Annotated in this window: 27 protein-coding genes and 3 pseudogenes; 13 read left to right on the top strand and 17 right to left on the bottom strand. The window is 60.3% G+C overall.

All coding sequences use genetic code 11. The annotated features are described in order from the left end of the window. Positions 1–2: 2 nt before the first annotated feature. Entirely contained in the window at positions 3–575 is a 573-nt protein-coding gene (locus tag ACOYW2_RS27585) for a hypothetical protein (RefSeq protein ID WP_482420842.1), read from the top strand. A gap of 58 nt (positions 576–633) precedes the next feature. Here ACOYW2_RS27585 and ACOYW2_RS27580 read toward each other — a convergent pair whose 3' ends face one another. The 3 genes from ACOYW2_RS27580 to ACOYW2_RS27570 all read right to left on the bottom strand — a co-directional run bounded on the left by ACOYW2_RS27580 (position 634) and on the right by ACOYW2_RS27570 (position 2,502). After that, on the bottom strand, positions 634–1,533 hold the full coding sequence (locus ACOYW2_RS27580) for a TIGR01777 family oxidoreductase (protein ID WP_482420841.1): 900 nt from the start codon (positions 1,531–1,533) through the stop codon (positions 634–636). A gap of 165 nt (positions 1,534–1,698) precedes the next feature. Continuing rightward, a complete protein-coding gene (locus tag ACOYW2_RS27575) occupies positions 1,699–1,890 on the bottom strand; it encodes a ferredoxin (protein ID WP_482420840.1) in 192 nt (63 codons plus the stop codon). Between the two features lie 378 nt (positions 1,891–2,268). Continuing rightward, positions 2,269–2,502, bottom strand: a complete 234-nt coding sequence (locus ACOYW2_RS27570) for a hypothetical protein (RefSeq protein ID WP_180137499.1) — start codon at positions 2,500–2,502, stop codon at positions 2,269–2,271. A 532-nt stretch (positions 2,503–3,034) separates the two neighbouring features. Here ACOYW2_RS27570 and ACOYW2_RS27565 point away from each other — a divergent pair. Together ACOYW2_RS27565 and ACOYW2_RS27560 are read left to right on the top strand one after the other, a co-directional pair. Further along, complete coding sequence (locus ACOYW2_RS27565) at positions 3,035–4,480, top strand: aspartate aminotransferase family protein (RefSeq protein ID WP_482768666.1); 1,446 nt, start codon at positions 3,035–3,037, stop codon at positions 4,478–4,480. 3 nt (positions 4,481–4,483) lie between these two features. Then, complete coding sequence (locus ACOYW2_RS27560) at positions 4,484–5,725, top strand: class-III pyridoxal-phosphate-dependent aminotransferase (protein ID WP_482768665.1); 1,242 nt, start codon at positions 4,484–4,486, stop codon at positions 5,723–5,725. Positions 5,726–5,727: 2 nt separating this feature from the next. On the opposite strand, the pseudogene lgt reads toward ACOYW2_RS27560, so the two are convergent. The 5 genes and pseudogenes from lgt to radA form a co-directional block, all read right to left on the bottom strand. Further along, positions 5,728–6,510: pseudogene (lgt, locus tag ACOYW2_RS27555) on the bottom strand (prolipoprotein diacylglyceryl transferase). A 694-nt stretch (positions 6,511–7,204) separates the two neighbouring features. Next, complete coding sequence (locus ACOYW2_RS27550) at positions 7,205–7,444, bottom strand: YebG family protein (protein ID WP_482768664.1); 240 nt, start codon at positions 7,442–7,444, stop codon at positions 7,205–7,207. 225 nt (positions 7,445–7,669) lie between these two features. Then, positions 7,670–8,404 carry a YebC/PmpR family DNA-binding transcriptional regulator gene (locus ACOYW2_RS27545; protein WP_180137504.1) on the bottom strand — a complete coding sequence of 245 codons (735 nt, stop codon included), beginning with the start codon at positions 8,402–8,404 and terminating at the stop codon, positions 7,670–7,672. A gap of 129 nt (positions 8,405–8,533) precedes the next feature. After that, positions 8,534–9,160: an RlmE family RNA methyltransferase gene (locus ACOYW2_RS27540; RefSeq protein ID WP_180137505.1), complete on the bottom strand. Its 627-nt coding sequence runs from the start codon at positions 9,158–9,160 to the stop codon at positions 8,534–8,536. Then, positions 9,160–10,428 (bottom strand): DNA repair protein RadA, encoded by a 1,269-nt coding sequence (radA, locus tag ACOYW2_RS27535; protein WP_482768663.1) that lies wholly within the window; start codon positions 10,426–10,428, stop codon positions 9,160–9,162. The genes ACOYW2_RS27540 and radA overlap by 1 nt, the downstream gene beginning before the upstream one ends. Positions 10,429–10,599: 171 nt before the next feature. Between radA and ACOYW2_RS27530 the strand changes: the two are divergent. From ACOYW2_RS27530 to ACOYW2_RS27515, 4 genes and pseudogenes are all read left to right on the top strand, one after another. Then, positions 10,600–10,890 (top strand): annotated as a pseudogene (locus ACOYW2_RS27530) (PHP domain-containing protein); the annotation flags it as partial. A gap of 37 nt (positions 10,891–10,927) precedes the next feature. Next, the gene (locus tag ACOYW2_RS27525; protein WP_482771113.1) at positions 10,928–11,413 is read left to right on the top strand and encodes a PHP domain-containing protein; all 486 of its coding nucleotides are present in this window, start codon (positions 10,928–10,930) and stop codon (positions 11,411–11,413) included. Beyond that, entirely contained in the window at positions 11,410–12,318 is a 909-nt protein-coding gene (locus tag ACOYW2_RS27520) for a lytic murein transglycosylase (protein WP_482768662.1), read from the top strand. Before ACOYW2_RS27525 ends, ACOYW2_RS27520 begins: the two co-directional genes overlap by 4 nt. A 65-nt stretch (positions 12,319–12,383) precedes the next feature. Next, positions 12,384–12,533, top strand: coding sequence for a PLDc N-terminal domain-containing protein (locus ACOYW2_RS27515; RefSeq protein WP_482768661.1), 150 nt, complete (start codon positions 12,384–12,386; stop codon positions 12,531–12,533). A 226-nt stretch (positions 12,534–12,759) separates the two neighbouring features. Here ACOYW2_RS27515 and ACOYW2_RS27510 read toward each other — a convergent pair whose 3' ends face one another. The 8 genes from ACOYW2_RS27510 to yedF all read right to left on the bottom strand — a co-directional run bounded on the left by ACOYW2_RS27510 (position 12,760) and on the right by yedF (position 17,829). Further along, positions 12,760–13,290 (bottom strand): hypothetical protein, encoded by a 531-nt coding sequence (locus ACOYW2_RS27510; RefSeq protein WP_482768660.1) that lies wholly within the window; start codon positions 13,288–13,290, stop codon positions 12,760–12,762. Next, the gene (locus ACOYW2_RS27505; RefSeq protein ID WP_482768659.1) at positions 13,248–13,721 is read right to left on the bottom strand and encodes a hypothetical protein; all 474 of its coding nucleotides are present in this window, start codon (positions 13,719–13,721) and stop codon (positions 13,248–13,250) included. Before ACOYW2_RS27505 ends, ACOYW2_RS27510 begins: the two co-directional genes overlap by 43 nt. Beyond that, the gene (locus ACOYW2_RS27500; protein WP_482768658.1) at positions 13,694–14,011 is read right to left on the bottom strand and encodes a hypothetical protein; all 318 of its coding nucleotides are present in this window, start codon (positions 14,009–14,011) and stop codon (positions 13,694–13,696) included. The genes ACOYW2_RS27505 and ACOYW2_RS27500 overlap by 28 nt, the downstream gene beginning before the upstream one ends. 126 nt (positions 14,012–14,137) lie before the next feature. Further along, positions 14,138–14,398, bottom strand: a complete 261-nt coding sequence (locus tag ACOYW2_RS27495) for an FmdB family zinc ribbon protein (RefSeq protein ID WP_482768657.1) — start codon at positions 14,396–14,398, stop codon at positions 14,138–14,140. Positions 14,399–14,774: 376 nt separating this feature from the next. After that, the gene (locus ACOYW2_RS27490; protein ID WP_482768656.1) at positions 14,775–15,116 is read right to left on the bottom strand and encodes a hypothetical protein; all 342 of its coding nucleotides are present in this window, start codon (positions 15,114–15,116) and stop codon (positions 14,775–14,777) included. Continuing rightward, the gene (locus tag ACOYW2_RS27485; protein WP_482768655.1) at positions 15,113–16,474 is read right to left on the bottom strand and encodes a DNA repair protein RecN; all 1,362 of its coding nucleotides are present in this window, start codon (positions 16,472–16,474) and stop codon (positions 15,113–15,115) included. Before ACOYW2_RS27485 ends, ACOYW2_RS27490 begins: the two co-directional genes overlap by 4 nt. A 191-nt stretch (positions 16,475–16,665) precedes the next feature. Further along, positions 16,666–17,019: an Hpt domain-containing protein gene (locus ACOYW2_RS27480; protein WP_180137512.1), complete on the bottom strand. Its 354-nt coding sequence runs from the start codon at positions 17,017–17,019 to the stop codon at positions 16,666–16,668. Positions 17,020–17,235: 216 nt separating this feature from the next. Continuing rightward, complete coding sequence (gene yedF, locus ACOYW2_RS27475; RefSeq protein WP_482768654.1) at positions 17,236–17,829, bottom strand: sulfurtransferase-like selenium metabolism protein YedF; 594 nt, start codon at positions 17,827–17,829, stop codon at positions 17,236–17,238. 402 nt (positions 17,830–18,231) lie between these two features. On the opposite strand from yedF, the gene ACOYW2_RS27470 reads away from it, so the two are divergent. Continuing rightward, complete coding sequence (locus ACOYW2_RS27470) at positions 18,232–19,164, top strand: tetratricopeptide repeat protein (protein WP_482768653.1); 933 nt, start codon at positions 18,232–18,234, stop codon at positions 19,162–19,164. 46 nt (positions 19,165–19,210) lie between these two features. Then, positions 19,211–20,389, top strand: a complete 1,179-nt coding sequence (locus ACOYW2_RS27465) for a TraB/GumN family protein (protein WP_482414396.1) — start codon at positions 19,211–19,213, stop codon at positions 20,387–20,389. A 199-nt stretch (positions 20,390–20,588) separates the two neighbouring features. Here the strand turns inward: ACOYW2_RS27465 and purN are convergent. Continuing rightward, positions 20,589–21,254 (bottom strand): annotated as a pseudogene (purN, locus tag ACOYW2_RS27460) (phosphoribosylglycinamide formyltransferase). A gap of 356 nt (positions 21,255–21,610) precedes the next feature. Here purN and ACOYW2_RS27455 point away from each other — a divergent pair. The 4 genes from ACOYW2_RS27455 (at position 21,611) to ACOYW2_RS27440 (ending at position 25,336) form a co-directional block, all read left to right on the top strand. Then, the gene (locus ACOYW2_RS27455) at positions 21,611–22,729 is read left to right on the top strand and encodes an EAL and HDOD domain-containing protein (RefSeq protein WP_482768652.1); all 1,119 of its coding nucleotides are present in this window, start codon (positions 21,611–21,613) and stop codon (positions 22,727–22,729) included. Between the two features lie 508 nt (positions 22,730–23,237). Then, positions 23,238–23,564, top strand: coding sequence for a thioredoxin (trxA, locus tag ACOYW2_RS27450; protein ID WP_482414393.1), 327 nt, complete (start codon positions 23,238–23,240; stop codon positions 23,562–23,564). 179 nt (positions 23,565–23,743) lie between these two features. Beyond that, complete coding sequence (gene trxB, locus ACOYW2_RS27445; protein WP_482768651.1) at positions 23,744–24,664, top strand: thioredoxin-disulfide reductase; 921 nt, start codon at positions 23,744–23,746, stop codon at positions 24,662–24,664. Positions 24,665–24,667: 3 nt separating this feature from the next. After that, positions 24,668–25,336, top strand: coding sequence for an outer membrane protein assembly factor BamD (locus ACOYW2_RS27440; protein ID WP_482414391.1), 669 nt, complete (start codon positions 24,668–24,670; stop codon positions 25,334–25,336). The last annotated feature ends 179 nt before the right edge of the window (positions 25,337–25,515 follow it).

The raw sequence follows: 25,515 nt of genomic DNA, 5'->3' as shown, positions 1-25,515 counted from the left end.
CCATGGCGCAACTCCAGGGATTCTCCGACTACAAAAAAACGCACTACCACACCTCCAGCTTCGACGCCCTTGAGGCCGGCGGAGAGCCCACCCGGTTCCTCCTGCACGGCGGCGCGTCCCTCACCGGACCCGTCACCCGCCAGACCCCCTACGACATCTATGTCGCCGGGGATGAAGGGGAGACCCTGATCCCCAAGGTGGAAGTCAAGTGCCACTTTCCCGCCTCCTCCGAGGAGGCCCTCACCAAGCTCATCAAAGTCGACAAAAAAGTCAAAGCCATGGACCTGGGGCCCATTCACGCCCCTGCCCATCGCTACTTCATCAAGAACAAGACCCTTTACCCCCTCATCAAAGAGAGGCAGGTCATGTTCATCACCCTGCTGGAGGGGGAGATCATCAAAGGGCTTGTGGAGAATTTTTCCCGATATGATATCGAAATGCGGATGAAAGGCGGGGTGGCGATTACCGTGCTTCGCCACGCGGTCTATGATATGCGGGATAAAAAAGGGCGCTGCTACCTGAAGAGCTTTCAGAAGCAGGCAAGGGACTGGCAACGCAGCGAGCTGTTTGCCTGATAACGAGGGCATTCCCCATGGTGGGCAATGCCCCGGATACACTTGCCAGGCATGGGAATCACGCCAGGAGATCTTTCAAGGCCCCTTCCAGGGAAGGAAAGGCAAAGGAAAAACCCCAGGAAGATAGTTTTTCCGGGACCACGCGCTGGCTGGCGATAATCTCATCCCCCAGTTCACCCATGGCCATGCGCAGGGCAAAAAGCGGAACGGAAAAGGGAGCCGGACGCCCGAGGGCACCGGCCAGGGCCTTGGAAAAATCCCGGTTCCTCACCACATACGGGGCACAGAAGTTCACCGGGCCTTCGGCGCTCTCCTGCCCCATCAGAAAAAGAAGGGCCCCCACGAGATCGTCCATGTGGATCCATGGAAACCACTGATCCCCACCGGCCAAGGGCCCGCCCAGGCCCAGTTTGTACGGGGTGAGCATGGCATCCAGGGCACCGCCACCCAGGCCGAGGACCCCGCCGAACCGCATGATCACCACACGCCCGCCCTTTTTCGAAGCGGCCTGGGCTTCGGCTTCCCAGCGTCGGCTCACGTCGGCAAGGAACCCGTCACCGCCGGAGGCATCCTCGGCAAGCAGTGTGTCCCCCCTGTTTCCGTAGTACCCCACGGCAGAGGCGCTGAAGAGGGAGGTCTTCCCGTCGGAAGGCAGGGCCTTCACCACGTTTTCCGTGGTGAGCAGGCGACTGTTGACGATCTGCTCTTTTTTCTCTTTGTTCCAGCGGGTAAAGATGCTGCGGCCTGCAAGGTTAATCACCGCGTCGCTGCTCGCCACCGCCTCCTGCCAGGGTCCTTCCACGGTGGTGTCGCAGGCTATAGCGCGAAACATCTCCCCTTCGGGGATGGCTGACTTGCCGCTGCGCCCTGTCACCGTCACCTCGTGTCCTTCGTCCAAAAGGCGCCTTGCCACCGCCGTCCCTATAAAGCCGGTTCCCCCTGTGATCAGAACATGCATGCCGTCGCCTCCCATGGGTTTCGCCGGGGGAAAAGCCCCCCTTGAAAAACAATTCGCCGACAAATCGATCTCCGACCAAGAAAGGCCCCGGAAAGCAGCCGCCACCTTATCGGCAAGCGACGCCCCCAGGGCCCGTGACTCGTGCCGCCATGGTTTGCGGCATCACTATTCCCAGGTGATACAATCGGCGGGGCAGGCGTCCATGGCTTCTTCAATCAACCCCACGTCCCCTCCCTCGGCCATCACCACCAGGGCCTTTCCTGCGTCATCGTCAAATTCAAACACGTCCGGCGCGATCTCAACACAGGCCTCACATCCCATGCACTCCTCTTCGTCGATTACAACACGCTTTCCCATACTCTCCTCCTGTTGATAGTGAACTGCTGCTGTTTTTTCGATACCGGGAACACGGACACAGCGCATAAGCACCAGGCACGGACGCCATGCGCCGGAAAGGGAGTTCCCCCTTTCCGGTGTCCACTCACGAACGTCCGCGAGCGTATGCGGAATGCGCACTGCGTTCCCCGCGGGTTGTGATGCGCTTACGCCAGGGTGACACCCCACCCCACTCGAAAGCGTTTGCTGCATCTGGGACAAATCAAGATAATCTCAGCCCGTGGTGCCTTGAGGACAGAAAAAGAGACGTGAAATCCGTCTTCATACCCGCAGGCATCACAGCGACTGAACTCTTTTTCCACGTGGACGAATTCCGGGACATGGGCCCCGGTGTCTTGATCATTCATCAATCGGTACCGGGTTGCACACGTCTTTTTCACTGACGGCGCTTCTGCCGCAATCGTTGCAGAAAAACTTGAACTCCAGTATCTGGGGCTTACACACGTGCTTTTCGTTGGCCACCTGCTTGCCGCAGTGCTCGCAGGCATAAATCTTCCCCACCTCCGTCGGATCACAGAGGTGTCCTTTCTCCATGGTCACCTTACCGCAGGTTTTGCATTCGTAGGCTGTCATGATCGCTCCTTTCCCTTACTCCGCTGAGTCGGGGATATAGAAACATGGGGTCACGGGGCCTTTTGCCCCTTGCCCGGGGCCTGAACCCCTGTGGGCGGGAACACGGGGACGGCGCAAATCGCAAGAGATGGCCGCACACACCGCGCTGGAGGAAAAAACACCGAGCCACGCCATCTGAAAAACTGAGACGGGCCCGTCAAAATGCAGAATCAACTCCGGGGGATAACGCGATTTAAGCCTGTCTAAATCTGCACGAATCCCATACACTTGTCAACACCATGTTGCCCCTGATTCCTGGGGAATCGTCCCGGTTCCAGACCGCCTCTGCCAGCACGGCTTTTCAGAAAAATCCACAGGTTAGAAACGATTCCCTTGACTATCAGGACAAAACTAGCAAATAGTAGATTGGGAGTGGAAACGGTCCTTTCACCCGTCCATGCACAACGGCCCTCCCTTCCCCCCGGCCCACCCTGGCCTGTTTGGAACACCCCGATACCTGACGTTTACCCATCGCGATTCAGCTGGAGGTGCCATGCAGAAACCGTTGACGAGTCCCGCCCCGCAGCCACCCGATACCCCGGAACGCAACCCCTTGAAACCCGAAGAAAAACGGGCCATGGTCAAGCGTTTTTCAACACATCTCAACAAGGGCCAGATACGCTACCTCAGGGCCGGTCACCTGGATATCCTGGAGCGGCACCGCACCGACCTGGGCTTTACGGATCCGGAAACCGGACGCGTCATGGTGGACTGCTTTACCTCGGCCGGCTGCTTCAACGTCGGACGCAGCAACCCGGCCGTCCAACGCGCCATTGAGGAGGCCCTGACCACCTGCGACATGGGCAGCGGCCACCTCCTCTCCGAGGCCAAGATCCGCCTGGCAAGAAACCTGACCGCACGGGCCCCTGCCGGGCTCACCCACCTCTTCTTTGCCGCCGGGGGCGGCGAGGCCGTGGACTGCGCCCTGAAGCTGGCCCTGGGGGCTTCGGGCAAAACCGGGATCATCGCCACCCAAAAGGCCTACCACGGCCACACGGGCCTGGCCCTCTCCGTCAACGGCAAAGACCACTACAGACGCCACTTTGAGCCCCTCATGCCGGGGGTTCGCTTTGCCCCCTTCAACGACCTCGGGGCGGTGCGGGACATGGCCGGGCCCGATACAGCCGCCGTCATCATCGAACCGGTCCAGGGGGAGGCGGGCATTCATGTAGCAACCCAGGCCTATATGCAAGGCCTCAGGGAGCTGTGTGACGAGCTGGGGATTTTCCTTATTTTTGATGAAGTGCAGACGGGCTTCGGCCGCACCGGGGCCCTCTTTGCCGCGGAACACTACGGGGTCTCCCCCGATATCCTGGCCACGGCCAAATCCATGGGCGGGGGCCTTTTCCCCAACGGCGCCGTGCTCTACGCCATGAACGACAAGGTGACCCGGTTCCTGGAAGCCTGGCCCCCCTTTCACCTCTCCTACAGCGGAGGCAGCGACATCGGCTGCCGGGTCTCCCTGGCCGTGCTGGACGAAATCGAACGCCTGGATCTCTGCCGCAACGCACGGGAACGGGGAGACGAGTTCCGCCGAGCCCTGGAGGAGATCCGTGGGGAAAACCCCGGCATCATCCGGGAGGTGCGGGGCATCGGCCTCATGGTGGGCATCGAGTACCTCCACGAGTTCATGGGGCCCATGATGTCCAATGCCCTGGCCGAAGGGGGGATCTTTGCCGCCTACTCGGGAAACGCGCCACAGGTTATGCGCTTCATGCTGCCCCTGACCGTGAGCCAGGAAGAGATCGAGCAGGTGGTGGAGGTGATCCGCCGGGCCATCCGTACCATGAAAACCCTGCTCCCCGTGGCCCTGCCCGCCGCCAAGATCCCCGGGGTCCTTCCCCTTCTCAACAGCGAAAAAATCCAGACCGTCACCTTCAACTGGCTGCGCACCTTAGAGACCGCCGCCCACCTCATGACCCGAAAGCGCAGGAGGTAACCCATGGACCATGCATCCGAAACGCCACTCCCCTTCAACCCCGGCACCCTCAAGCGAATGAAGCGCCTCGGCCATGATTTCCTTGAAAGCGCCCCCGACGGCAGCTGGATAGAGAATTCGGAAGGGAAACGCCTCCTGGACGCCACATCAGCCGGTGGTATCTGCAACCTGGGCAGGCGGCCCCCGGCCCTTACCGAGGCGCTTAAAAAGGCCGCCTTTGCCACGGACCAGGGCAACTTCCCCCTCATCTCATCGGAAAAGGCGGACCTTGCAGAAGCCCTTGCGGGCTTTGCGCCGGAAGGGCTTTCGCGGGTCATGTTCAGCGTGGTGCGGGGCGAATCCGTGGATTTTTCCTGCAAGCTGGCCAGGGGAGCCACCCGGCGCACGGAGCTCATCTCCCTGTCGGGCTCCTGGTTCGGCCACACCGGTTTTGCCATGGCCCTGTCCGACCGCCGGGACAAGCACCTCTACGGCAGCCTGATCCCGGATACCCGCACCATCCCCTGGGGAGACCCGGCCCGCTCCGAAGAGGCCGTCACCGAAAAGACCGCCGCCCTTGTCCTGGAACCCGTGCAGGCGGAAAACCAGGGGCGCACCGCAACCAGAGAGTACCTTTCGGCCCTCCGGGCCATCACCCGCAACAAGGGCGCCCTGCTCATCTTCGACGAGACCCAGTCCGGCTTCGGCAGGTGTGGACACCGCTTTGCCAGCCAGGCCCTGGGGGTCACCCCGGACATCCTCATCACCGGGGAAGCCCTGGGCGCAGGAATTTTTCCCATCTGCGCCACCCTCTTCACCCCAAAGCTCCACCGCTTCCTCAACGCCCATCCATTGATTCACCTCTCCACCTTCGGAGGATCAGACGTGGGGTGCTGCGTGGCCCTTGCCGCCCTGCGGGAATACGAACGCCTCGCTCCCTGGGAAAACGCCCAGGCCATGGGAGACAGACTGAAAGAGGGCCTTACCCAGCTCCGGGCGCAGTTCCCGGACCTCCTCACCTCGGTGGACGGTATGGGCCTGCTCCTGGCCCTGACCTTTGCTTCCCAGCGAAAAGCCGTTGCCTTCTGCCGCATGGCAACAGGCAACGGGCTCTTTACGGTCCCCGGGGCCGTGGCCTGTGAAAGCGTGGTTCTGCGCCCCTCCCTCCTGCTCACAAAAGAGGAAGGGGACATTCTGCTGCATGCTGTGGAAACGTCACTTCAGGAATTGAAAGAGGCCTCCTCGGCGGAGGCCCCTGGGGGATGATATCAGGCGGAAGGTTTTGAGGCGGATAGCCTGCGAAGGCCGAGCACCAGAAGAATGAGGCCCGCAAGGACCATGGGGATGCTCAGCATCTGGCCCATGCTGAGAAAAAACCCTTCCACCCAGGGGGCCTGGCGGGTTTTCAGGGGTTCCAGGAGAATCCGGCTGGAAAAAATCACCACAAGGAACACACCCGACAAAATGCCCCGCCCCCGGCTCGCCCCGGCCCTGTCGCAGGTAAACAGAAGCAAAAAGGTTGCAAGGCAGACCAGGAATTCGTAAAGCTGGGACGGATGCCGTGGAAGCGTGTCCACCCGGGCAAACACAATGGCCCACGGCACCTCCGAGTAAAGGCCCACGATCTCGGAGTTAAAGAAATTCCCCAGGCGCACCAGGGCCCCGCCAAAGGCCGCAGGCACCGCCAGAACATCCAGGAGGAAGAAAAAAGGTGCCCCCTCCCGACGGGTAAAAAGCCACAACGAGAGAAGAAACCCCACGAGCCCCCTGACGGGCTAACTCCAGACCATGAGGATCTCCAGGGGGTGGGCAAAAAAGAACTCCGGCTCGTAAAAAAAGCAGTGGGCAAGGCGGGCCCCCGCAAGGGTCCCTACCATGAGGTATAAGAGCAGGGCATCGGTGTTGACCGCCATCCCGGCCCGGGCCGTTCGACGCTCCGTATAAAAAAATCCGAAAAGAAAGGCAGAGGCAAAAAAAAGGCCGTACCAGCGAACCGCCAACGGTCCGATGGACAAGAGCTCAGGGGAGATGTTCCAGACCAGATGGTCCATGGGATTCGTTCCTTCCGTTCAGTGAAGCAATGCTGAAAACTGCCTTATGGGGTTAAAGTAACTGGCAAAAAGCGTGCCTCCGGCGGCGAGGTGAGCCACCTCGAAAGCATATAGCCCTTGCGCTTTGTCCCTCGTTCCTCGGGCCAAAGCGCAAGGGCCTTCGGCTCGGGCTTCGCCCGACATAAACGCCGATGGTTTACGCGGGTTGGTTCACAAGCTTCGAGGTAACAGGAGGTGTTGTTGTTGCTTGTCCATTGTGAATCTAACCGCACGAACGTCTATGGTGAAAGTGAGTGAAAAAAGCAGGCCTCCGGCGGCCAGGGAATTTTTGGCCTAAGTGGCTTCGCCACCCTCGCCGCCGGAGTTATTCCGGTTAAAGTCAAGCGAATCACAATCGTTCTGTATCGTGTTTTTAGAAGAATGAAATGGGCCTCTTCGGCAAAGACGGTTGCCAAATGTCATACATCACGCGAATGCCCCGATAACGCGGGCAGAATGGTTGCCTTCATGCATTCGCCATAGGGTTTCAAGGTGCTCCCACCTTGCCGCCGGAGGCATGCGTTTTTCCAGCAACATTGACCATAGGAGGCAGAACTGTTTCCAAAAAGCAAAAAAGCCGGCCCCGAACACTGTCGGGAAGACCGGCCTTTTTCGGTAAAGGCCCAAGGCAGGTCCTTTACGGAAGAGCGTGCTGTTACGCTTTTTTCTTCGGGGTTCGGGGCGTCTTGGGTGCCGCCGTTTTCTTTGCAGGTTTCGGCGGTGCCTCGGCCTCGGGTTCCGCGGCTTTGGGGCGGGGAGAGGCGCCCTTGAGAATGGCCGCAACCTGATCCCTGTGTTCCGCGAGGTACATGGAGAGGCTCTCCAGGGTCTCGTCCGAGAGTTCCACGCCGGATGCACCGATGAAGCCGTTCAGGTTCTCGGCGATATCGAGCATGCGGGCATTCACCTCTTTTGGTGGTAAACGTCATCTTTTTTCGACCCCATCGCGAACCACAACATATTTTACGATGACTGCCATCTGTCTCCTCCGAAGGTCGGTTCGGGTCATGGCGGCGGGCTCAGCTGCCCGCCGTCGTCCACCCGCCGTCGGCACAGGTACCGAAAAAAGGAGTCACAGGGTCCGAGGCCTTAGGCCGAACCCGTCCCCTTGTCCGGGGCCTTATGCCAGGTCGTCGGGAATGTCTGCGTTGGTGTGGACGTTCTGGACGTCGTCGCAATCGTCCAGCATGTCCATCATGCGGACCATCTTCTCGGCGTCCTTGCCTTCCAGGTCGCTCATGTTCTGGGGGATCATGGTCACTTCGGACATGACGGTGGGGATGGAGGCAGCGTCGATGGCTTCCTTCACCTCGTTGTAGTCCTCGGGGGCGGTGATCACCTCGAAGTTCTCGCCTTCGTCCTTAACGTCCTCGGCGCCCGCTTCGATGGCGGTCTCCATGAGGGCCTCTTCATCCACGGCGTCCTTGGCCACCACGATGAGCCCTTTTTTGTCGAACATCCAGGAGACGCAGCCGTTGGCGCCGATGTTGCCGCCGCACTTGGTGAAGATGTGGCGGATCTCGGCGATGGCGCGGTTCTTGTTGTCGGTGAGGGACTCCACGATCACAGCTGCGCCGCCGGGGCCGTAGCCTTCGTAGACGATCTCTTCGTAGTTTACCCCTTCAAGTTCACCGGTGCCGCGCTTGATGGCGCGCTCCAGGGTGTCCTTGGGCATGTTTTCGGAACGTGCCGCTGCAACGGCGGAGCGCAGACGCGGGTTGGCGGAAGGATCGCCTCCGCCCATGCGTGCCGCCACGGTCACTTCCTTGATCAGCTTGGTAAAGATCTTGCCGCGCTTGGCGTCTTCGCGACCCTTCTTGTGCTTGATGTTGGCCCATTTACTGTGTCCAGCCATAAATCCTCCTATTGGTCATGCCTACTGCCAGGCCATCGTCACGCGTGTGCCTGATTCGCCATAAAGGCGGTGTGCATTCAATAATGTTTCGATATCGCTCTATGTCAAAAGGGCATGCAGACGCCCTGGTCACTCTTTCCTGCCGATGCCGATGACGTAAATTTCCTTGCTCTGCTTGCGGCAGCTCTCGGGCTTGAAGATCTTCACCTGCCGGAAGTGCCCCTTGACGTGGGTCACGTAGGCGTCAAAGTCGCCACCCTGGAAAATCTTGCAGACAAAGTGCCCCCCGGGAGTAAGCCGCTCAAGGGCCACGGTGAGGGCCATCTCGCAAAGCTCCAGGGAACGGGCCGCGTCCACGTCCTTCATGCCGGTGGTGGCCGGGGCCATGTCGCTGATCACCGCAGAAAAGCCGGAGGAGAAAGCCTCTTCCAGCTCCGGGGTCAACGCCAGGATGTCCCCCACAAGGGCCTCGGCATGGGAGGGCAGCTTAACGGTCACCGGCTTCAGGTCGATGCCCGTCACGTGCCCGCTGCCGCCGGTGAGCTCCGCAGCGTAGAGGAGCCAGGAACCCGGCGAGCATCCGAGATCCAGCACCTTAGCACCTTTTTTTATCAGAGTAAACTTGCGTTGTATTTCCTGAAGTTTATAGACACTTCGTGCCGGGTACTTCTCGTCCCTGGCCTTGCGGGTGTAATGATCTTCCCACTGTCCCTTCTTCTTGGGAGGCCTTGAAATTTTTGCTTTTTTTACTGCCATCAGAATAATATCTCCATGGCCTGGGCCACGTGGCGAACGCCGCTGACCTTGAGGCCGTCAATCTTTTTCAGGCGCTTGGCGCCCGATTCCGGCACGATGAAGTGTGTGAACCCCATTTTCCGTATTTCGGCGGCGCGCCCTTCCAGCTGGCTGATGCCCCGCACCTCGCCGGTGAGCCCCACCTCCCCCAGAACAACGGCCCCTTCAGGAAGGGGGCGGTCCAGAAAGCTGGAGGCTGCGGCAGCCAGAATGGCCAAATCCACGGCGGGCTCGGTGACACGCACCCCGCCGGCCACGTTCATGAAGATGTCCAGCCCGGCCAGGTTCATGCCGATCTTCTTTTCCATCACCGCCACCAGAAGGGCCACGCGGTTGCTGTCCAGACCCAGCACGGTGCGCCTGGGGGTTCCCAGGCCCGATCGGCTCACCAGGCCCTGGACTTCCACCAAAATGGGCCGGGTGCCCTCCATGCTGGCCGTCACCACGGATCCCGGCGCACTCTCCGGCCGCTCGGCAAGGAACAGGGCCGAGGGGTTGGGCACCTGGGCCAGGCCTCCGCCCCGCATCTCAAAGACACCGATCTCGTTGGTGGAGCCGAAACGGTTCTTCACGGCCCGCAGGACCCTGAAGATATGATTGGTATCCCCTTCAAAGTAGAGGACCGTGTCCACCATGTGCTCCATAACGCGCGGGCCTGCGATGGCTCCGTCCTTGGTCACGTGACCCACGAGGAAAATGGGGATCCCGCTCTTTTTGGCCGCCACCATGAGTTTCATGGTGGTCTCCCGCACCTGGCCCACGCTGCCCGGGGCCGATGCCAGCTCGGCGTTGTACATGGTCTGCACCGAGTCGATGACCACCGCCGCGGGTTTCTGGCTCTCCAAAAGGGCAAGGACGGCGTCCACGTGGATTTCGGTGACCACCATCAGGGAGCCTGACGAGACACCCAGGCGCTGGCTCCGCAAATGGATCTGGCCCTTGGACTCCTCCCCGGAAACGTAAAGGACCCGGCGGCCGTCCCGGGCCAGGCCGTCTAACGCCTGGAGCATGAGGGTGGACTTGCCGATGCCGGGGTCCCCCCCGATGAGCACCAGGGAGCCCGCCACGATGCCGCCCCCCAACACCCGATCGAACTCGGGAATGCCCGAAGGCATGCGGGGTTCCTCCTGGGTCTCGATGGCCAGGATGCTCTCGGGCTCCGGCGCGGCCACGCGCTTGGCAGACGGTGAGGCCTGGAAGCGATCCCCTTCGGTGACCACTTCCTCCACCAGGGTATCCCTAGCAGTTCCAAGGTGCCATCCGACTTGGGGATCTGATACCCGCACGACTGGCAGCTGTAGAGGCTTTTTCTTCTCTTTTTCACGGTGTCAATTCATCCCGGCTTCTGGTAAGATGGCTGGCCTGTAAAGGCCGTGGAATAATTATAGTTGGTAAAGGCAATGATTGACTACCACATCCATACATTGTTGTGCAACCACGCCGTCGGCGGCATCCGAAGCTACGTAGACGCCGCAGTCCGCGCCGGTTTGACCGAAATCTGCTTTCTCGAACACTTCACCCTGGATCGCACCGACGCCGCCGGCGCTTCCATGGCCCCCGGAGAGGTCCCCTTCTATGTCTACGCCGTCCGGGAGATGAAAGAGGCGTACAAAGACCGCATCACCATCCGCACCGGCCTGGAGGTGGACTTCTGCCCCGAGGCTGTCCCGGCCCTCACCGAGATCATCGACCGTTTCGACTTCGACCTCATCGGCTGCTCCATCCACTTTGTGGACGGCATCAACATCCACCAAACGCCTGGCCATTCCCGACAAAGACTTCGACGCCCTGTGCAGGCGCTATGTGGAAAGGGTCCGCCAGATGGTGGAGACGCCCTTCTTCGACGTGGTCTGCCATCTGGACGTCATCAAAAAAAGCGGTCGACCCCTGCCCGCCGATGTGGAAAAGGGCCTTGCCGAGGTCATCGACATCATGGCCCACCAGAACCTTGCCCTGGAGGTGAACACCGGTGGCCTGGCCCATCCTGCAAAGGACTATTATCCTTCCGAGGCCCTCATTGCCCGGGCCGTAACACAGGAAGTTCCCCTGACCACGGGCTCCGATGCCCACAAGGCCCAGGCCGTGGGCGCGGGAATTCCCGCTGCCATGAACACCCTCCGAAACCTGGGCGTTACCCATCTGGCCCGGTTTGACCGCCGACAACGCATTCTCGTCCCCATGGACACTCAACCGACCCCACAGGAGTCCCAATGACCCGTCGCCTGCTTGTCACGTTTTTCCTGGCCCTGATGCTCCTGGGGCTTGTGCCGCCCTCCGGCCATGCCGCCACCAAGAGCCCCGACCCGTTTAAATCGGTACGAGCAAGACTGGTCAAAGACGGATTCCCCGAAGAGAAGGTGGATATCTATTTTCAGGAAGGCCTGCGCCTCTTTGCCGTTAAAGGGGTCTCCGGCTACTTCATGCACAACGAAGGCAAGCTCAACTACGGCCGCTTCCTCACCAAAAGTTCCCTTGCCACGGGCCGGGCCTACCTGAAGCGCCACGCGGCATCCCTGGATGCGGCCGAGGCAGCCTACGGCGTGGACAAGGAGATCATCACCGCCGTCCTCATGGTGGAAACCGCCCTGGGCAATTACATCGGCAACCAGCGGGTCTTCAAGATCCTGGCCACCCTGGCCTCCCTGTCGGACAACACGGCCAAGGCACACCTCTGGCGGGAAGTCCCCCCCAATCGGCGCATCAGCCGCAAGCGCTTTGAGAAAAAGACAAAGGACAAGGCCCAGTGGGCCTACCGCGAACTCAAAGCCCTCCTGACCTACAGCGACCAGGTGGGCAAAGACCCAAGGAAGTTCATCGGCTCCTATGCCGGGGCCATGGGCATTCCCGTCGTACCCAGCACGGCATCCTCCAGCTTGGTGTGGACGGAGACGGACAAGGACGGCATCATGAGCCTCTACACCCACGAGGACGCCATCGCAAGTGTGGCCAACTACCTGCGCCACTTCGGCTGGAAACCCGGCATCGAACGCAAAAAAGCCATCAAAGTGCTCATGCGGTACAACCACAGCATCTATTACGCAAACACGCTCCACGACATCATGGATGCCCTGAAAAACCAACCCCCGACGCAACCAATCCGCCGAGGAAACACCCGCTGAACGGACTGACCAGCTCCACCCTCGGCACCTGGGTCGTCATCGGCTTCGTCTTCTTCACCCTCACCATGCTCGCCTTTGTGGATGTTGCCAGAAAAGACTTCGGCACCACCGGCAAAAAAGCCCTCTGGGCCATCGTCGCCCTCATCCCCTTTGTGGGATGGCTCCTCTACCTCGTCCTGGGAATGCGAAAGGGCTCCGTGACCAAAGCGGAGTAACAAAAAACAGCCTCCGGCGGCGAGGGTGGCGAAGCCACCATTGCGAAAACACCTCGAAAGCTGATTTGCCCTTGCGCTTTGTCCCTCGTTCCTCGGGCCAAAGCGCAAGGGCCTTCGGCTCGGGCTACGCCCGTCAGCGAATGTGATCGGCCTGAGGAACGAAGGCCGGGAGCATTCGCGTCCCTGGGGTGCAGGGGATTTATCCCCTGCCCGCCGGAGGCTTTCCTTATAGGCGTTGAAGCAAGTAGAAACAGACATGGCCCATGCGTTTGAGGGCGGTAAGTTCATTGAGGGTTGTGCGCCGGTCTGCGTGATCTTTCAGGGGCGAGAGGTAAAGGGGGGCGTCCAGGGTACGGCGGGAGGCCACGAACCGCGCCAGGGATGTGTGATGGGATTCGGGCAGGCCTGATCCGGTGACCATGTTAAGGGAGACCGACACCCCGCTGAACCGCCTGTTGACCTCGTCGGCCCGTGCCACGGCCTTGGAGACCAGGGACAGGGGAGTGGGCCGTCCCAGGTAATTCAGGGTGGTCTCATCCAGAGATTCGATCCCGGTATTGATCCGCACGTCAAAGGGCAAACGGTCCAGGGCCTGCCACTGGGCATCGGACACCTTCACAAGGGCATCAGGGCTTCCGAAGAGAAAGAGGCCCGGGGCATCCGCCACTTGTCGCCCTGTTGCAAAAAAGGGCTCGCAGGCTTCTGCGGCCCGGATCACGGCGTCTGCCCCTGCGGCAAGGGCATCATGCTCTCCCAAGAACACCCCACCCATGTCAGCCAGGTCGCCTTTGAAATAATCAGCCAGCCCCCGACCCCTTCCACCACATGTTCGCCTGTTTCCACGGAAAACGCATGCCGGGACTTCACCCCGCAGAACCGGCAATGGTAGAGACAGCCTTGGGCCAGTCGCAGGGGCAGGATATCGTAGTCCACATGGCGGCAGTCCGGGGGCAGAACAGTAACAGGCCCATGGGTCAGGCTGTGGAAGCGGTCTGCCAGGGCAGACAGGGCCTTTCGGGAGTTTTTCCGGGCCACGCGGCTCAGGAGTTCAGCCACTTCTGGTGGCGCCCCGCTGGCAGCGTCACCCGCCCAGGTTGTCAGCTCGTCCAGTGCATGCAGGGCTGTGTTCAGTGTCCCCTGGGGGTAGGCCTTTTCACCGATCACCCCGTTGCTGGAATAGGGAAACACCGGGATGTAGTGCTCGCCGATGGCCGAAAACGCCCCGTTGTCCCCACCGCCGAATCGTCAACCCCGACCACCCCCGCCGTGCGTTTGAACCAGTCCCCGTCGTTGGGCCGGGTTCCCCGGACGTCCCTCTTGGAGGGACTACGGATCACCCCTTCCGGGCTGAACTGAAACAGGTAGGCGGGTGTCCGGATCTCATGGTACAGACCGTACCTCACCGCCCAGCTCGCCTTGAGGTACCGCACCGCCCCCACAAGCCCCGTCCGCACCGTGATCCCGTCCCGTGAATACATCTTCCCCCCTTACCCAGCCGTTGCCCTATCCCCCACTCACCATTCACTACTTCTGTTTAAACAAAACACCATAAGCCGTGCCGGCGTCTGGGGCGTTTCAAAATCGTGCACTTAAACGGAAAGTCCTCAGTTACTCCTGGCCTCCCAGGGTGTCAGTGATCTCCAGGAACCGCTGGAGCACTGCTGCCGTTTCTGGATGCCGGACTGGTTTGTCGGGTTGCCGCCGGAGGCAGCCGCCCCCATTTTGAAATTGGTGGTGCTGATGACCCGCTCAAAGCTCTGGGAGCCGCACTTGGGGCACTTCAACTCCTCTTCGTCGTTGCTGCCCATAACGAGCAGTTCAAAGAACTCTTCACACTTGCTGCACTTAAATTCGTAAATGGGCATAGATTCCCCGCCTTTTCATCGTCTCACCGCGACAGCGTCGCGGAGTATATCCAAAAAACATCCCGCGCCATACGGGATCAAATCCTTCGTCAGTTCCGTACATTATGGGCACTTTTTAAGTGTTGTCAAGGTCGGTGCAGGGTTAACGCATTTAGATTTTTGCCTCCGGCGGCCCTGCCGGGGGCCAAACTTTTGAAAAGTTTGACAAACAGGTTTGTTTTTTTGAGGATGCGTCCCTACAAGGCATGGCCCCTCTTCATTTTTTATTACCGGAACGTTTTTGCGGAGCTTTTTTCAAAAAGCGACCCGCCGGAGGCAACTGAAGGTTTAAATGCGTTGCCCCCAAGACCGGTGCCTGCTTTTTAGGCCTTAGCCCTTACCCGGCTGTTTCCAGCATCTCGCGGGCATGCTCCAGGGTGGCGCGGGTCACTTCGACCCCGCCGAGCATGCGGGCCATCTCGCTTACGCGCCCCTCCTCGGAGAGGGGGGTGATGGAGGTGCAGGTGCGCCCGGCCACCACCTGCTTTTCGATGCGGTAGTGGTGGGTACCGAACTTGGCGATCTGGGGCAGGTGGGTGATGCAAAGCACCTGGTGGTGGCCTGCGATCTCCTTAATTTTCATGCCCACCACCTCGGCCACCCCGCCGCCGATGCCGGAGTCCACCTCGTCAAAGACCACGGTGCCCACGGCGTCCCCTTCGGCCAGGATGGTTTTCACGGCCAGGACCACGCGGGAGAGTTCCCCGCCCGAGGCGATCTTCCGGCAACTGCGTCCACGTTGGGGGCGATCATAAAGACTGCGCGGTCCATGCCGGTCTCTCCCATGCGGACCCCTGCAGGGCCTTCGGCGGTGCCGCCGGACTCCGCGCCCAGGGGGGCAACGGCCACATGGAACCTGGCCCGGGGCATCTCCAGGTTTTTCAGCTCTTTTTCCACCAGGGTGGAGAGCTTGCCCGCGGCCTTTTGCCGCTTTTCCGAAAGGGTCAGGCACAGGGCGTGGAGGGTTTCACGGGCCTCGCTGATGGCCGCCTCCAGGCCCTCCATCTCCACCTCCAGATTTTCCAGGGAGGCCAGTTCGGCCTCGATGGCCTGGCGGCGGTCGATGAGTTCCGAGAGATCGGCGGAGGCGCCCACGTACTTGCGTTTGAGTTTGTTGAGAAAGTCGAGGCGCTCTTCGGCGGCGTCCAGGGCCCGTTCGTCCACGGTGATGCCGTCGCGGTACTGCTGAAGGTTGCGAGAGAGGTCTTCCACCCGATAGCAGAGCTCTTCGGCTTCGGACAGAAGAGGCACCATGCCGCTGTCGGCTCCGGCCCCTTTCTCCAGCTCCTTTTTCAGCTGGGTAACCTGCTCGTAGACAGCGCCCTCGGCGGTATACAGGGTGGCCACCCCGTCGCCTGCCGTGCGCAACAGGGACTCGGCGTTTCTCAGGCGCACCCGTTCGGATTCGAGGAAAGTGTCCTCCCCCGGCTCCAGGGCTGCGGCGTCCAGCTCTTCCTTTTGAAAACGCAGGAGCTCTTCCTGCTCTTGCTGGCGCTGTTTCAGGGCCTCTTTTTTGCGGAGGGTTTCAAGGAGGGGCGCCAGGGCGTGGTAGGCCTTTGCCACCTTATCGCGCAGGGGCATGAGCCCTGCAAAACGGTCGAGGAAGAGGAGGTGGAGTTCCTCCTTTAAAAGGGCCTGGTGTGCGTGTTGACCGGAGATGCTGGCAAGGTTTTCCGTGAGTTCGGCCAGGAGCTGCATGGTGGCAAGGCGACCGTTGATATAGACCCGGTGACGGTCCGTGGCCGAGATTACCCGGCGCACGAGGAGCCCTTCGGCAGGGTCGTGCCCCATGGCGGTGAGCCTTTCGGCGGTGTCGCTCCCTTGCGGAACGGCAAAGTGCCCCTCCACCTCGGCTGCGGCCTCTCCGGTGCGTACAAGGGACGCGGAGGCCCGCCCTCCGAGAAGAAGGTTCAAGGCGTTGATGATGATCGACTTGCCCGCACCGGTTTCCCCGCTGAGAACGGTCAGTCCCTCGTCGAACGAGATGGATAGATCATCGATGATCGCGAAATGTCGAATGGAAAGTTCTGTGAGCATGGGCGATGCCTTCCCCCCCGGAATTGACGTGATGTCCACAATACACAGCAGCCCGCCCAAGGCATGGGGCGCCGGTATGTTATGTCACAGCATCCCGTCTTTGTAAAGCAGGCCCGGGGTGGACAACACAGGGAGGCCCATGAAAAAAGGTGGGACCAGCAGCAACGATAACCTCTTGAAACACCGGGTCTTCAGTTCATGAAGCCCTTGAGAAAGGCCCACAGCTTGCCGCACTCCAGCTCCAAATCCGCCAGCTTTGACTCCAGCTCGTTGAGCTGGCCTCCCCGGCCCGTTTTTTCCAGCTCAAAGGCCGCTGCGGCGGCGGGGCGTGCCGCGAGATAGGTGAGGCTCCCTTTCAAGGCGTGTGCGGCCCTCTCCAGGGACTCGCCGTCCCCTTTGGCCGAGGCATCACGGATGGCCGCAATCATTCCGTCGTATTCCCGGGAGAAATCCACAAGGCACTCCCGGATCAATGTCCGGTCGCCGCCCATGATGTCCATGAGCTCGTCAACGTCGATGGGAGCCTCGTCGTGGGTTCGTTTCATGGATGAGGGGGTTCCTTCGCGTAAAATCGCATAAAAGGGGGAGACCCGACGGGGCCAACCCGTTGAAACGTCAGACAACCATCCCTGCCACTTCCCTGAATATCTTTCTGGCAAAAAAGTATACCGAAGCCTTTTCACGGGGTCAAAACAAATCATGGGCGCGGCAGGAGCCGAACCCATGAAAGCAAACCCTCCCCCACCTTGCATCACCGGGGGTCAGATATTGATCACCTTGTCCGCCACCTGGAGGCTGGTGACGATATCAAGCATGTTGGTGGTAATGCCCGCGCCCTTGTCCTCCATGAGGCCGAAGTGTTCGAGGCAGGTGCCGCACACCAGGAGGCTGACTCCGCTTTTCTCCAGGGCGGAGAGCTCGGCCAGGGTCTCGGTGTCCCGGCAGACAAGCTTGACGCCCTCGTTGACGAGCATGATCCGCCAGAGGCCGTCCCCCATCTCGGGCAGGGTCTTCAGAAAGTTGAGCATGAGCTTGCCGCCCAGGTCCAGATCCCCGGTGCCGATGGTGTTGTGGGTGATCATCACAAGGACAGACCCTGTAGAAGCGGGTCCTTCGGAAGCCGCGGGTGACGCCCCGGTTTCGGTGCGTCGGCCGGAGACGGTAAAGAGGTCGTCCCCTCCTTCCGTGGCCACGGCAAAGCCCTGGCCTTCCAGAAAACGGGTCACATTTTCCGCCGCAGCCCTGTTGTCCACCTGTACGGCGAGATCAAGGCAGTCGGCGGTTTCTTCCAGATACGCCTTGGTGCGAATCACGGGCTGGGGACATGCCAGCCCTTTAAAATCGAGTGTTTCCATGATATTCCTTCATCGGGTGTCCGAAAACTGTCAACGCCATGTATCACGGGCACGACGCGGCCCGTCCGAATTGCATAATCTCCGCCCCAAAGGGCCCTGTCCAATTGTTTCTATCGATACAAATCCGCGTATCCATAGACAGCGTCCCTACCGGGTCCTCCGGAGTTTTTTGGTGACAGGGTCAACGTGATGGGTGTATATATGATGGCCTTGCATTGCAGGGTGTTGGAGCCCCACCACATACTATATACCGGGCTTCCCCGCATGCCGGGCGCATGATCTTGTAGAGAGTGGCCTTGGGATGCCCTATTACTTGAACCCATCGCCGCCCCGCTCGACGCCCGTGATGAGCCACACAAATCACTGCCTCGGTTCACGCTGATCACAGGAGGTAACATACCCATGAAACCCCTTGCGCTGTTCATATCGGTTGCGATCCTCGCCGGATGCTCTGCCTGCGCCACCGGCGGCAAGGCCCCTGCGCCCACAAACCCGTTTTATACCAAGGGCGCCCGCGCCGTGGAGACCGGCGACCGGCTCGCCATCCAGGGCTGTTCCCAGAAGGCGGTGGAGAGTTACTTCAAGGCAGTGGAACTCTTTACCCTGGCCGACGACCAGGACGCCCTGGCAGCCTGCTTCAACAACCTCGGCAACCTCTACCTGGAAAACGGGCAGGAAACAGAGGCCCTGGTCTATTACGAACAGGCCCTGTGGCTCCACGGCAACAGGGACAACACCCGGGGCGAAGTCCGGGTGCTGACGAACATGGCCGCCGCCCACCTGATGGGCGGGTCTGCGATTCTGGCGGAGAACCGGCTGGACCTGGCAGACAGCAGCGCCCTTGAGGCGGGGTTCTCCTGGCCCCAGGCACAGGTTGTGCGGGCCAACCTCATGCGGGAAACCGGTGACGCCCAAGGGGCACTGGTCATGCTTCAGGCCCTTGCCCAAAAAGAGCAAAACCCGCCCCCCGCGTTCGAGGCCTCCCTGAACGTGGCCCTCGGCAAATGCCACCTTTACCTGGGACGTTTTGACGAGGCTTTTACCGCCTTCTCCAACGCCCTCAAGGCGGACCAAAAACGGGGCGCCCTGCTCCGCATGGCCGGAGACCTTCGGGAAATGGGCCGCTGCCTGGCGCTCATGGAGCAATCCGAAGACGCGGCCTGGCACCTTCAACGGGCCCTTGGCATTGCCCTGCTCCTGGGCGACGAAACCGAACAGGAGATCACCGAAGCCATGCTGATCGACCTTCCCGGGGAAATAGGCAGCACGCCCGTCCCCGATTACTTTTTGGAGCGTTGGGCCCAGGGCGACAGCAGCGCATCGCCCTGCGACTGACCCGGAACCCCACTGACATGTGAACCACAAGGGATACCTTAGTATAATGGAATCGACGGAACAAAACACAGAGATGGTCAAACGCCTGACGCGCGACGGCAAGGAGTACATCATCATCGGCACCGCCCACGTCTCCCGCGAAAGCGCCGAACTCGTGGAGCGCGTCATCGAAGAGGAGAAGCCCAACGCCGTGTGCGTGGAGCTCTGTCAGGCCCGCTATCAGTCCATGACCGAACGGGACGCCTGGCGCAACATGGACATCATCAAGGTGATCCGGGAGAAGAAATCCTTTCTCCTCCTGGCCAACCTGCTGTTGGCCTCGTTCCAGAAAAAGGTGGCTGAAAAATTCGACATCCGCCCCGGGGAGGAGATGATCCGCGCGGTGGCCAAGGCAGACGAAGTGGAGGCTGAGCTGGTGCTCGCCGACCGGAACGTCCAGACCACGTTGTCCCGGGCCTGGCACTCCATGGGCTTTTTCAAGAAGGTTTCCCTGCTCTTCCAGATGCTTCTTTCCGTGGGCAGCGCCGACGACATCGAAGAAGAGGAGATCGAAAAGCTCAAGAACCAGGACATGCTGGAGAGCGTGCTGGAAGACGTGGGCAAATCCCACCCGGCCCTTCGGGAGATCCTCATCGACGAACGGGACCGCTACCTGGCCCACAACATCCGCCACGCGGCCGGAGACAAGGTCGTGGCCGTGGTGGGGGCAGGCCACCTGCCCGGCATCCTGCGCTACTTCGACAACACCATCGATATTACCACCTTAGATGAGGTCCCCCCGCCGGGAAAGACCGGTAAGGTCCTGAAGTGGGGCCTGCCCCTTCTGGTCACCGCCCTGATCATCTACGGGTTTTCCAGTGGCGGCGCCGAAGCCGGTGCCGGCATGATGGGCTGGTGGATCGCCGCCAACGGCATCCTGGCGGGTATCGGGGCCATCATCGCCTTCGGGCACCCCGCCACCATTGCCTCGGCGGTCCTTGCCGCCCCCCTGACCTCCCTGAACCCCATGGTGGCTGCAGGCTGGGTCTCCGGCCTCGTGGAGGCCTTTGTGCGCAAGCCCAAGGTCATGGACTTCGAGAGCCTGGGAGACGACATCCTCTCGGTCAAAGGCTTCTGGCGCAACAAGGTGACCCGGGTCCTCCTCGTGGTGGTCTTCACCAACCTGGGCAGCACCATCGGCACGGCCGTGGCCCTGCCCATGATGGCCCGAATCCTCAACGGATAAAGAGCAACAAATGCCTCCGGCGGCCCTGCCGGGGGCTAAACTTTTAAAAAGTTTAACAAACAGGTTTTAAGAGCCGTATCGATTCATTCGAAGAGGTTCGTATATTGATCGACATCGCCTTACAAAACACAAAAGGCCACGCCCATGCAGTCGCACGGACGTGGCCTTTTATATTTTTCTACCAAGCGTTTTCAGCAGATCAATCCTTCTCGGGGAGAATCTCCACCACGCGCGACCCTTCACGCTCCACAACGTTCAGGCGGCCTTCGGCGTAAAGACGGATACATTCGGGGAAAAGGCGCCACTCTTCGGCCAGGCCTTTTTTCTTGACGGCATCCAGGTCGTCTCCCGGTTCAATGGAAAAGCTGCTCTGGCCGATGATGGGGCCGGAGTCCTCGCCGTAGTCCACAAAATGAACGGTCACCCCCGCCTTTGCAGCCGTAACGGAAGGCTTTGTACCAGTAGCTGATACCGGGAAGGGCGGGGAGAAGGGCCGGGTGGATGTTCATCATGCGGGGCCGGTTCGGGTCGGTGTTGAGGGCATGGAGTCGGGGGTCAGGACCCGCATGAACCCGGCCAGCACAAGCAGGTCGATCTTGTAGGGTACCAGGGCGGCCAGCAGGGCCGATTCGGCCATGGCACGCTTCTCAAGGAAGGCCCTCAGGGAGTCCGGATCACTGCCTTTCATCAGGCTCTGGCGGGCGGCCACGGTCTCCAGACAGAAATCCTCGGGCAGGGGAGCCCCGTCCCGCCAGCGGCCAAAAAGGGCGCCGTAATCGGTGACAAAGGTGGGAATGCCCGCCTTATCGGCCCGTTGCAGGCCGCCTGCATCGGGGTTGTCCGAGCCCACACAGGCGATATTCACATCCAGGTCGCCCACGGCCGCCAACCAGTGACAAATCCGCACGTCGACCTTCCCCAAACCAACACACCGATGTTCATCTTAGAATTCCCTTTCATCCGACTCCTTTACCTGGTTTTATCGTGCGGTCCCGCAGCAAAACACCTCTCTCGGGAGCGACCATCTCTTTTTCTTTTGACCGCCCCTCGCTGTTTCCCTATACTTTCGGCTCTTGCACAGACACCAGGGTTCGACCAGGTTCAACGGCACACCGGGGAGTAACGACGAATCAGATCCATATAGCACGGCAACCGATCTTTGATACACGCACGCAGGTCTACGGTTATGAGCTTCTCTTTCGAAACGGCAGACACAATGCCATGCCCGAAGAAATGGACGGGGACATGGCCACGTCTCAGCTTCTCTCCAGCAGCTTCTTTACCATAGGCATCGACACCTTAACAAACGGAAAGTATGCCTTTATCAACTTCACCGAAAAACTGATAAACGACGGAATCCCAAGCCTTTTCCCCCTGAAACAGACCGTCATCGAGGTGCTGGAAACCGTACCCGCCACCCCCAAAGTCGTGCGCGCCCTGGCCGAAGCCCGGGCCCGGGGGTACACCGTGGCCCTGGATGATTTTGTGCTGGACGCCGCCTCCAGCCCTTTCCTCGAGGTGGCCGACATCATCAAGGTGGACCTTTTGGACACCCCGCCCGAGAAGGTGGAAGCCCTGGCGCGCTCCGCCCGGAAACGGGGAATCACCCTCCTGGCGGAAAAGGTGGAATCCCGTGAGGTGTTTGCCTGGGCCGCCGGACTGGGCTTCAGCCTTTTCCAGGGGTACTTCTTCTGTCGGCCGGAGATCATCTCCGGCAAAGAGATCCCCGCGTCCAACCTTACCCTGCTGCGGCTGGTGGCCGAGATCAACCGCTCCGACGTGGATGTGGAAGCTGTGGAACGCCTCGTGGTGACGGACGTGGCCATTGTGTTCAAGCTCCTCTCCCATTTGAACAGCGCCTGGTACGGCCTCAAGCATCCGGCCTCCTCCCTGCGGGAAGCCCTTCGCATGCTGGGCCTTGACGAGGTGCGCCGCCTGGTGGGCCTTATCGCCATGGGGAACATCGCCTCGGACGTCCCGGAAGAGCTGCTGCGCGTCTCAGCGGTGCGCGGGCGCATCTGCGAGCTTGCCGTGGGCCATTCCAGCCTGCGGACCGACCCTGCGGAGCTTTTCACCCTGGGGATCTTCTCCCTCATCGACACCATTTTGCATCGTCCCATGAAGGAGGTGCTCAGCCACCTGCCCCTCTCCCCGGCAACCGTGGCGGCCCTCACCAGCGGCACCGGCCCCCAGGCCCCCTTCCTTCGGTTTGCCAGGGCCTTTGAACAGGGCCAGTGGACTGAAATGGCCAGGGAGGCACGCGCCGTCAACCTTGCAGAACATCACATCGGAAAGATCATCACAGACACCCTCACCTGGAACCAAAGCCTTCCGGTGTAAGGGGAGCCGGTACAGGGCAAACGCATTTAGATTTTGCCTCCGGCGGCCCTGCCGGGGGCAAAACGTTTGAAAAGTTTGACACACAGGTTTCATTTTTTTGAGGCGCGTCTTGATTACCGGAACGTTTTTATGAAGCTTTTTTCAAAAAGCGACACGCCGGAGGCAACGGAATTGTTAAAGGCGCTGGCCCTGGAATCCGGTACAAGGGGCCTTTCCCATTCGCTCCAAAGAAGGTATACTCAATGAAATCCAGGCCCCGCAAAAGCCAGAGCGTGTAACAACATCGCCGGCCCGCAGCCCGGCACCAACGCCCACCCCATATCGAGGCCCCCCATCTACCGGGGATGCCGACGTTTTTTACGCTGCCTCAGGCCGCCCCGCCCGTCGAAGGATTCACCCACCCGGGATTCCCGAAGGGGGCCACTTGACAAGCCCGTGAAGCGTAAATATATTTCAACGCAAAGAAAATCATCGAAAAACAACCCATATCAAGTAAAGGAAAACGATCATGGCTGAAGGTATCCTCAATATTACAGATGACACGTTTGAAACTGAAGTGATGAGCGCCGACCTTCCCGTTGTTGTGGACTTCTGGGCCCCCTGGTGCGGCCCCTGTCGAGCCATCGGTCCCATCATCGAAGAGCTCTCCGGCACGTACGACGGCAAAGTAAAGTTCGTAAAATGCAACGTGGACGACAACCCCCTTTCCCCCAGCCGCTATGAAGTGCGCGCCATCCCCACCCTGCTCTTTATCAAGGGCGGCGAGGTTGTGGACACCATCACCGGCATGACGGCCAAGGCAAAGCTGGAAGAGACCATCGGCAAGCTTCTCTAAGACTGACCCGATGACCGCGCCCTGCACAGCGCCCCGGCCCGGGGCATGATCCGCAGAACACGCGCAGGCATCATACGGACGGAGCACGTCCGGGCGTATACGCGGCCCGCTCTTTTCGCCGGATGGCAAAGGAACGGGCCGCACCGTCATCAGTGCCCCGTCGATTCTGGATGGAAGACATGGCAGAAAACAACTACGACCTGATCATCATCGGCGGTGGCCCCGCCGGCCTCACCGCAGGCATGTACGCATCCCGCGCACGCCTCAACACCGTCCTGGTTGAGAAAGCCGCCACCGGCGGCCAGGTTCTCATCACCGATTGGATTGAAAACTATCCCGGCTTTCCCGAGGGCATCAGCGGTCCCGACCTCTCCGACAAGATGCTGGAGCAGGCCCGCCAGTTCGACCTCAAATTCGAATACGGCGAGGTGGAAAAGGCCGAACTCGAAGGCGAGGTAAAGTCCATCACCGTCGGGGGCAAGGTCCTCACGGCAAAGACCGTCATCATCACCACCGGGGCTTCCCCCCGCACCCTGCACGTGGGCGAGGATAAATTCCACGGCAAGGGCGTCTCTTATTGCGGCACCTGCGACGGCCCCTTCTTCAAAGACAAAACCGTCGTGGCCGTGGGCGGGGGCGACACCGCCGTCCAGGAGAGCCTCTACCTCACCAAGTTTGCCAAAAAGGTCTACCTGGTCCACCGACGCGACCAGCTCCGGGCCGCCAAGATCCTTCAGGAGCGGGCCCTGGCCAGCGACAAGATCGAAATGGTCTGGGACTCCGTGGTCACCGGCCTGGACGGATTCTTCGGGCTTGAAGGCGTCACCGTGAAAAACGTGAAGACCGAAGAAGAGACGAGGATCGCCGCGGAAGGCTGCTTCATCTGGATCGGTATTCTGCCCAACACCGACTTTCTGGGCACTGCCCTGGACATGGATGAGTGGAATTTCATCAAGACCGACGCCAACATGGCCACCAACATCCCCGGTGTGTTTGCCGCAGGCGACGTCCGGAGCACCCCCCTGCGCCAGATTGCCACGGCAGTGGGCGACAGCGCCATTGCCGCCACCTCGGCTGAACACTACATAGAAGGGCACTGATCCATGAAGCGTCTGATCTCCCTCGTACTCATCGCCTTTGTTACGCTTGCCTTTGTCTCCTGCGGTTCCAAGACCAAAGAAGAGAAGCTGGCCCCGGAGCTGGCCGAAGACGCCAGGGTCCAGTTTGAAAAGGAACGCTACGAAGAGGCCATCAAGATCTACACCAAACTCAGGGACTGGTACCCCTTTGACAAGCTGGCCGTGGAGGCGGAGTTCAACATCGCCGAGGCCCACTTCAAAATGGAAGCCTACGACGAGGCCGCCATTGCCTACGAAGAGTTTGAAAAGCTCCACCCCCGGCACGAGTCCATTGACTACATCATCAACCAGCAGGCCCTTTGTTACTTCAACCGGCTGGACACGGTGGACAGGGACCAGGCCCAGGCCATCAAGGCGATCTCCATCTTTACGCGCCTGATCAGGCAGTACCCCGAGAGCGCCTATGTGGATGAGGCGAAGAAAAAGAGGGAGGTCTGCCTGAAGAGCCTTGCCGGTCACGAAATGTACGTCGGCCGCTATTACCTGAAGAACAAAAAGTACAAAAGCGCCCTTCACCGTTTCCAGACGGTGATCGACGCCTACGCCGGTCTCGGGTATGACGAAGAAGCCCAGAAGCTGGCGACTCAGTCCCGGGAAAAGCTGGCCGAAGAGGAAGCCAAGGACGCCGAATAGGCCTGTTTCCCCGTGCGGTCACCCCCGTAAGCAACCCGCAGGAAGCAAAAGGGCGGGCGCTGAAGCGCCGGCCCTTCTTCCCGTTTGATTCGAAGCGATAAAAAGGCTTTACACGGCCTGACTTTTGTTTTATACAGACTCGTTATTTTTTTACGTCACCTGACGCCTTGACGGGTTCG

The organism is Desulfoluna sp. CLI2B, assembly GCF_056847375.1.
This window is presented reverse-complemented; position numbering and strand designations above follow the sequence as displayed.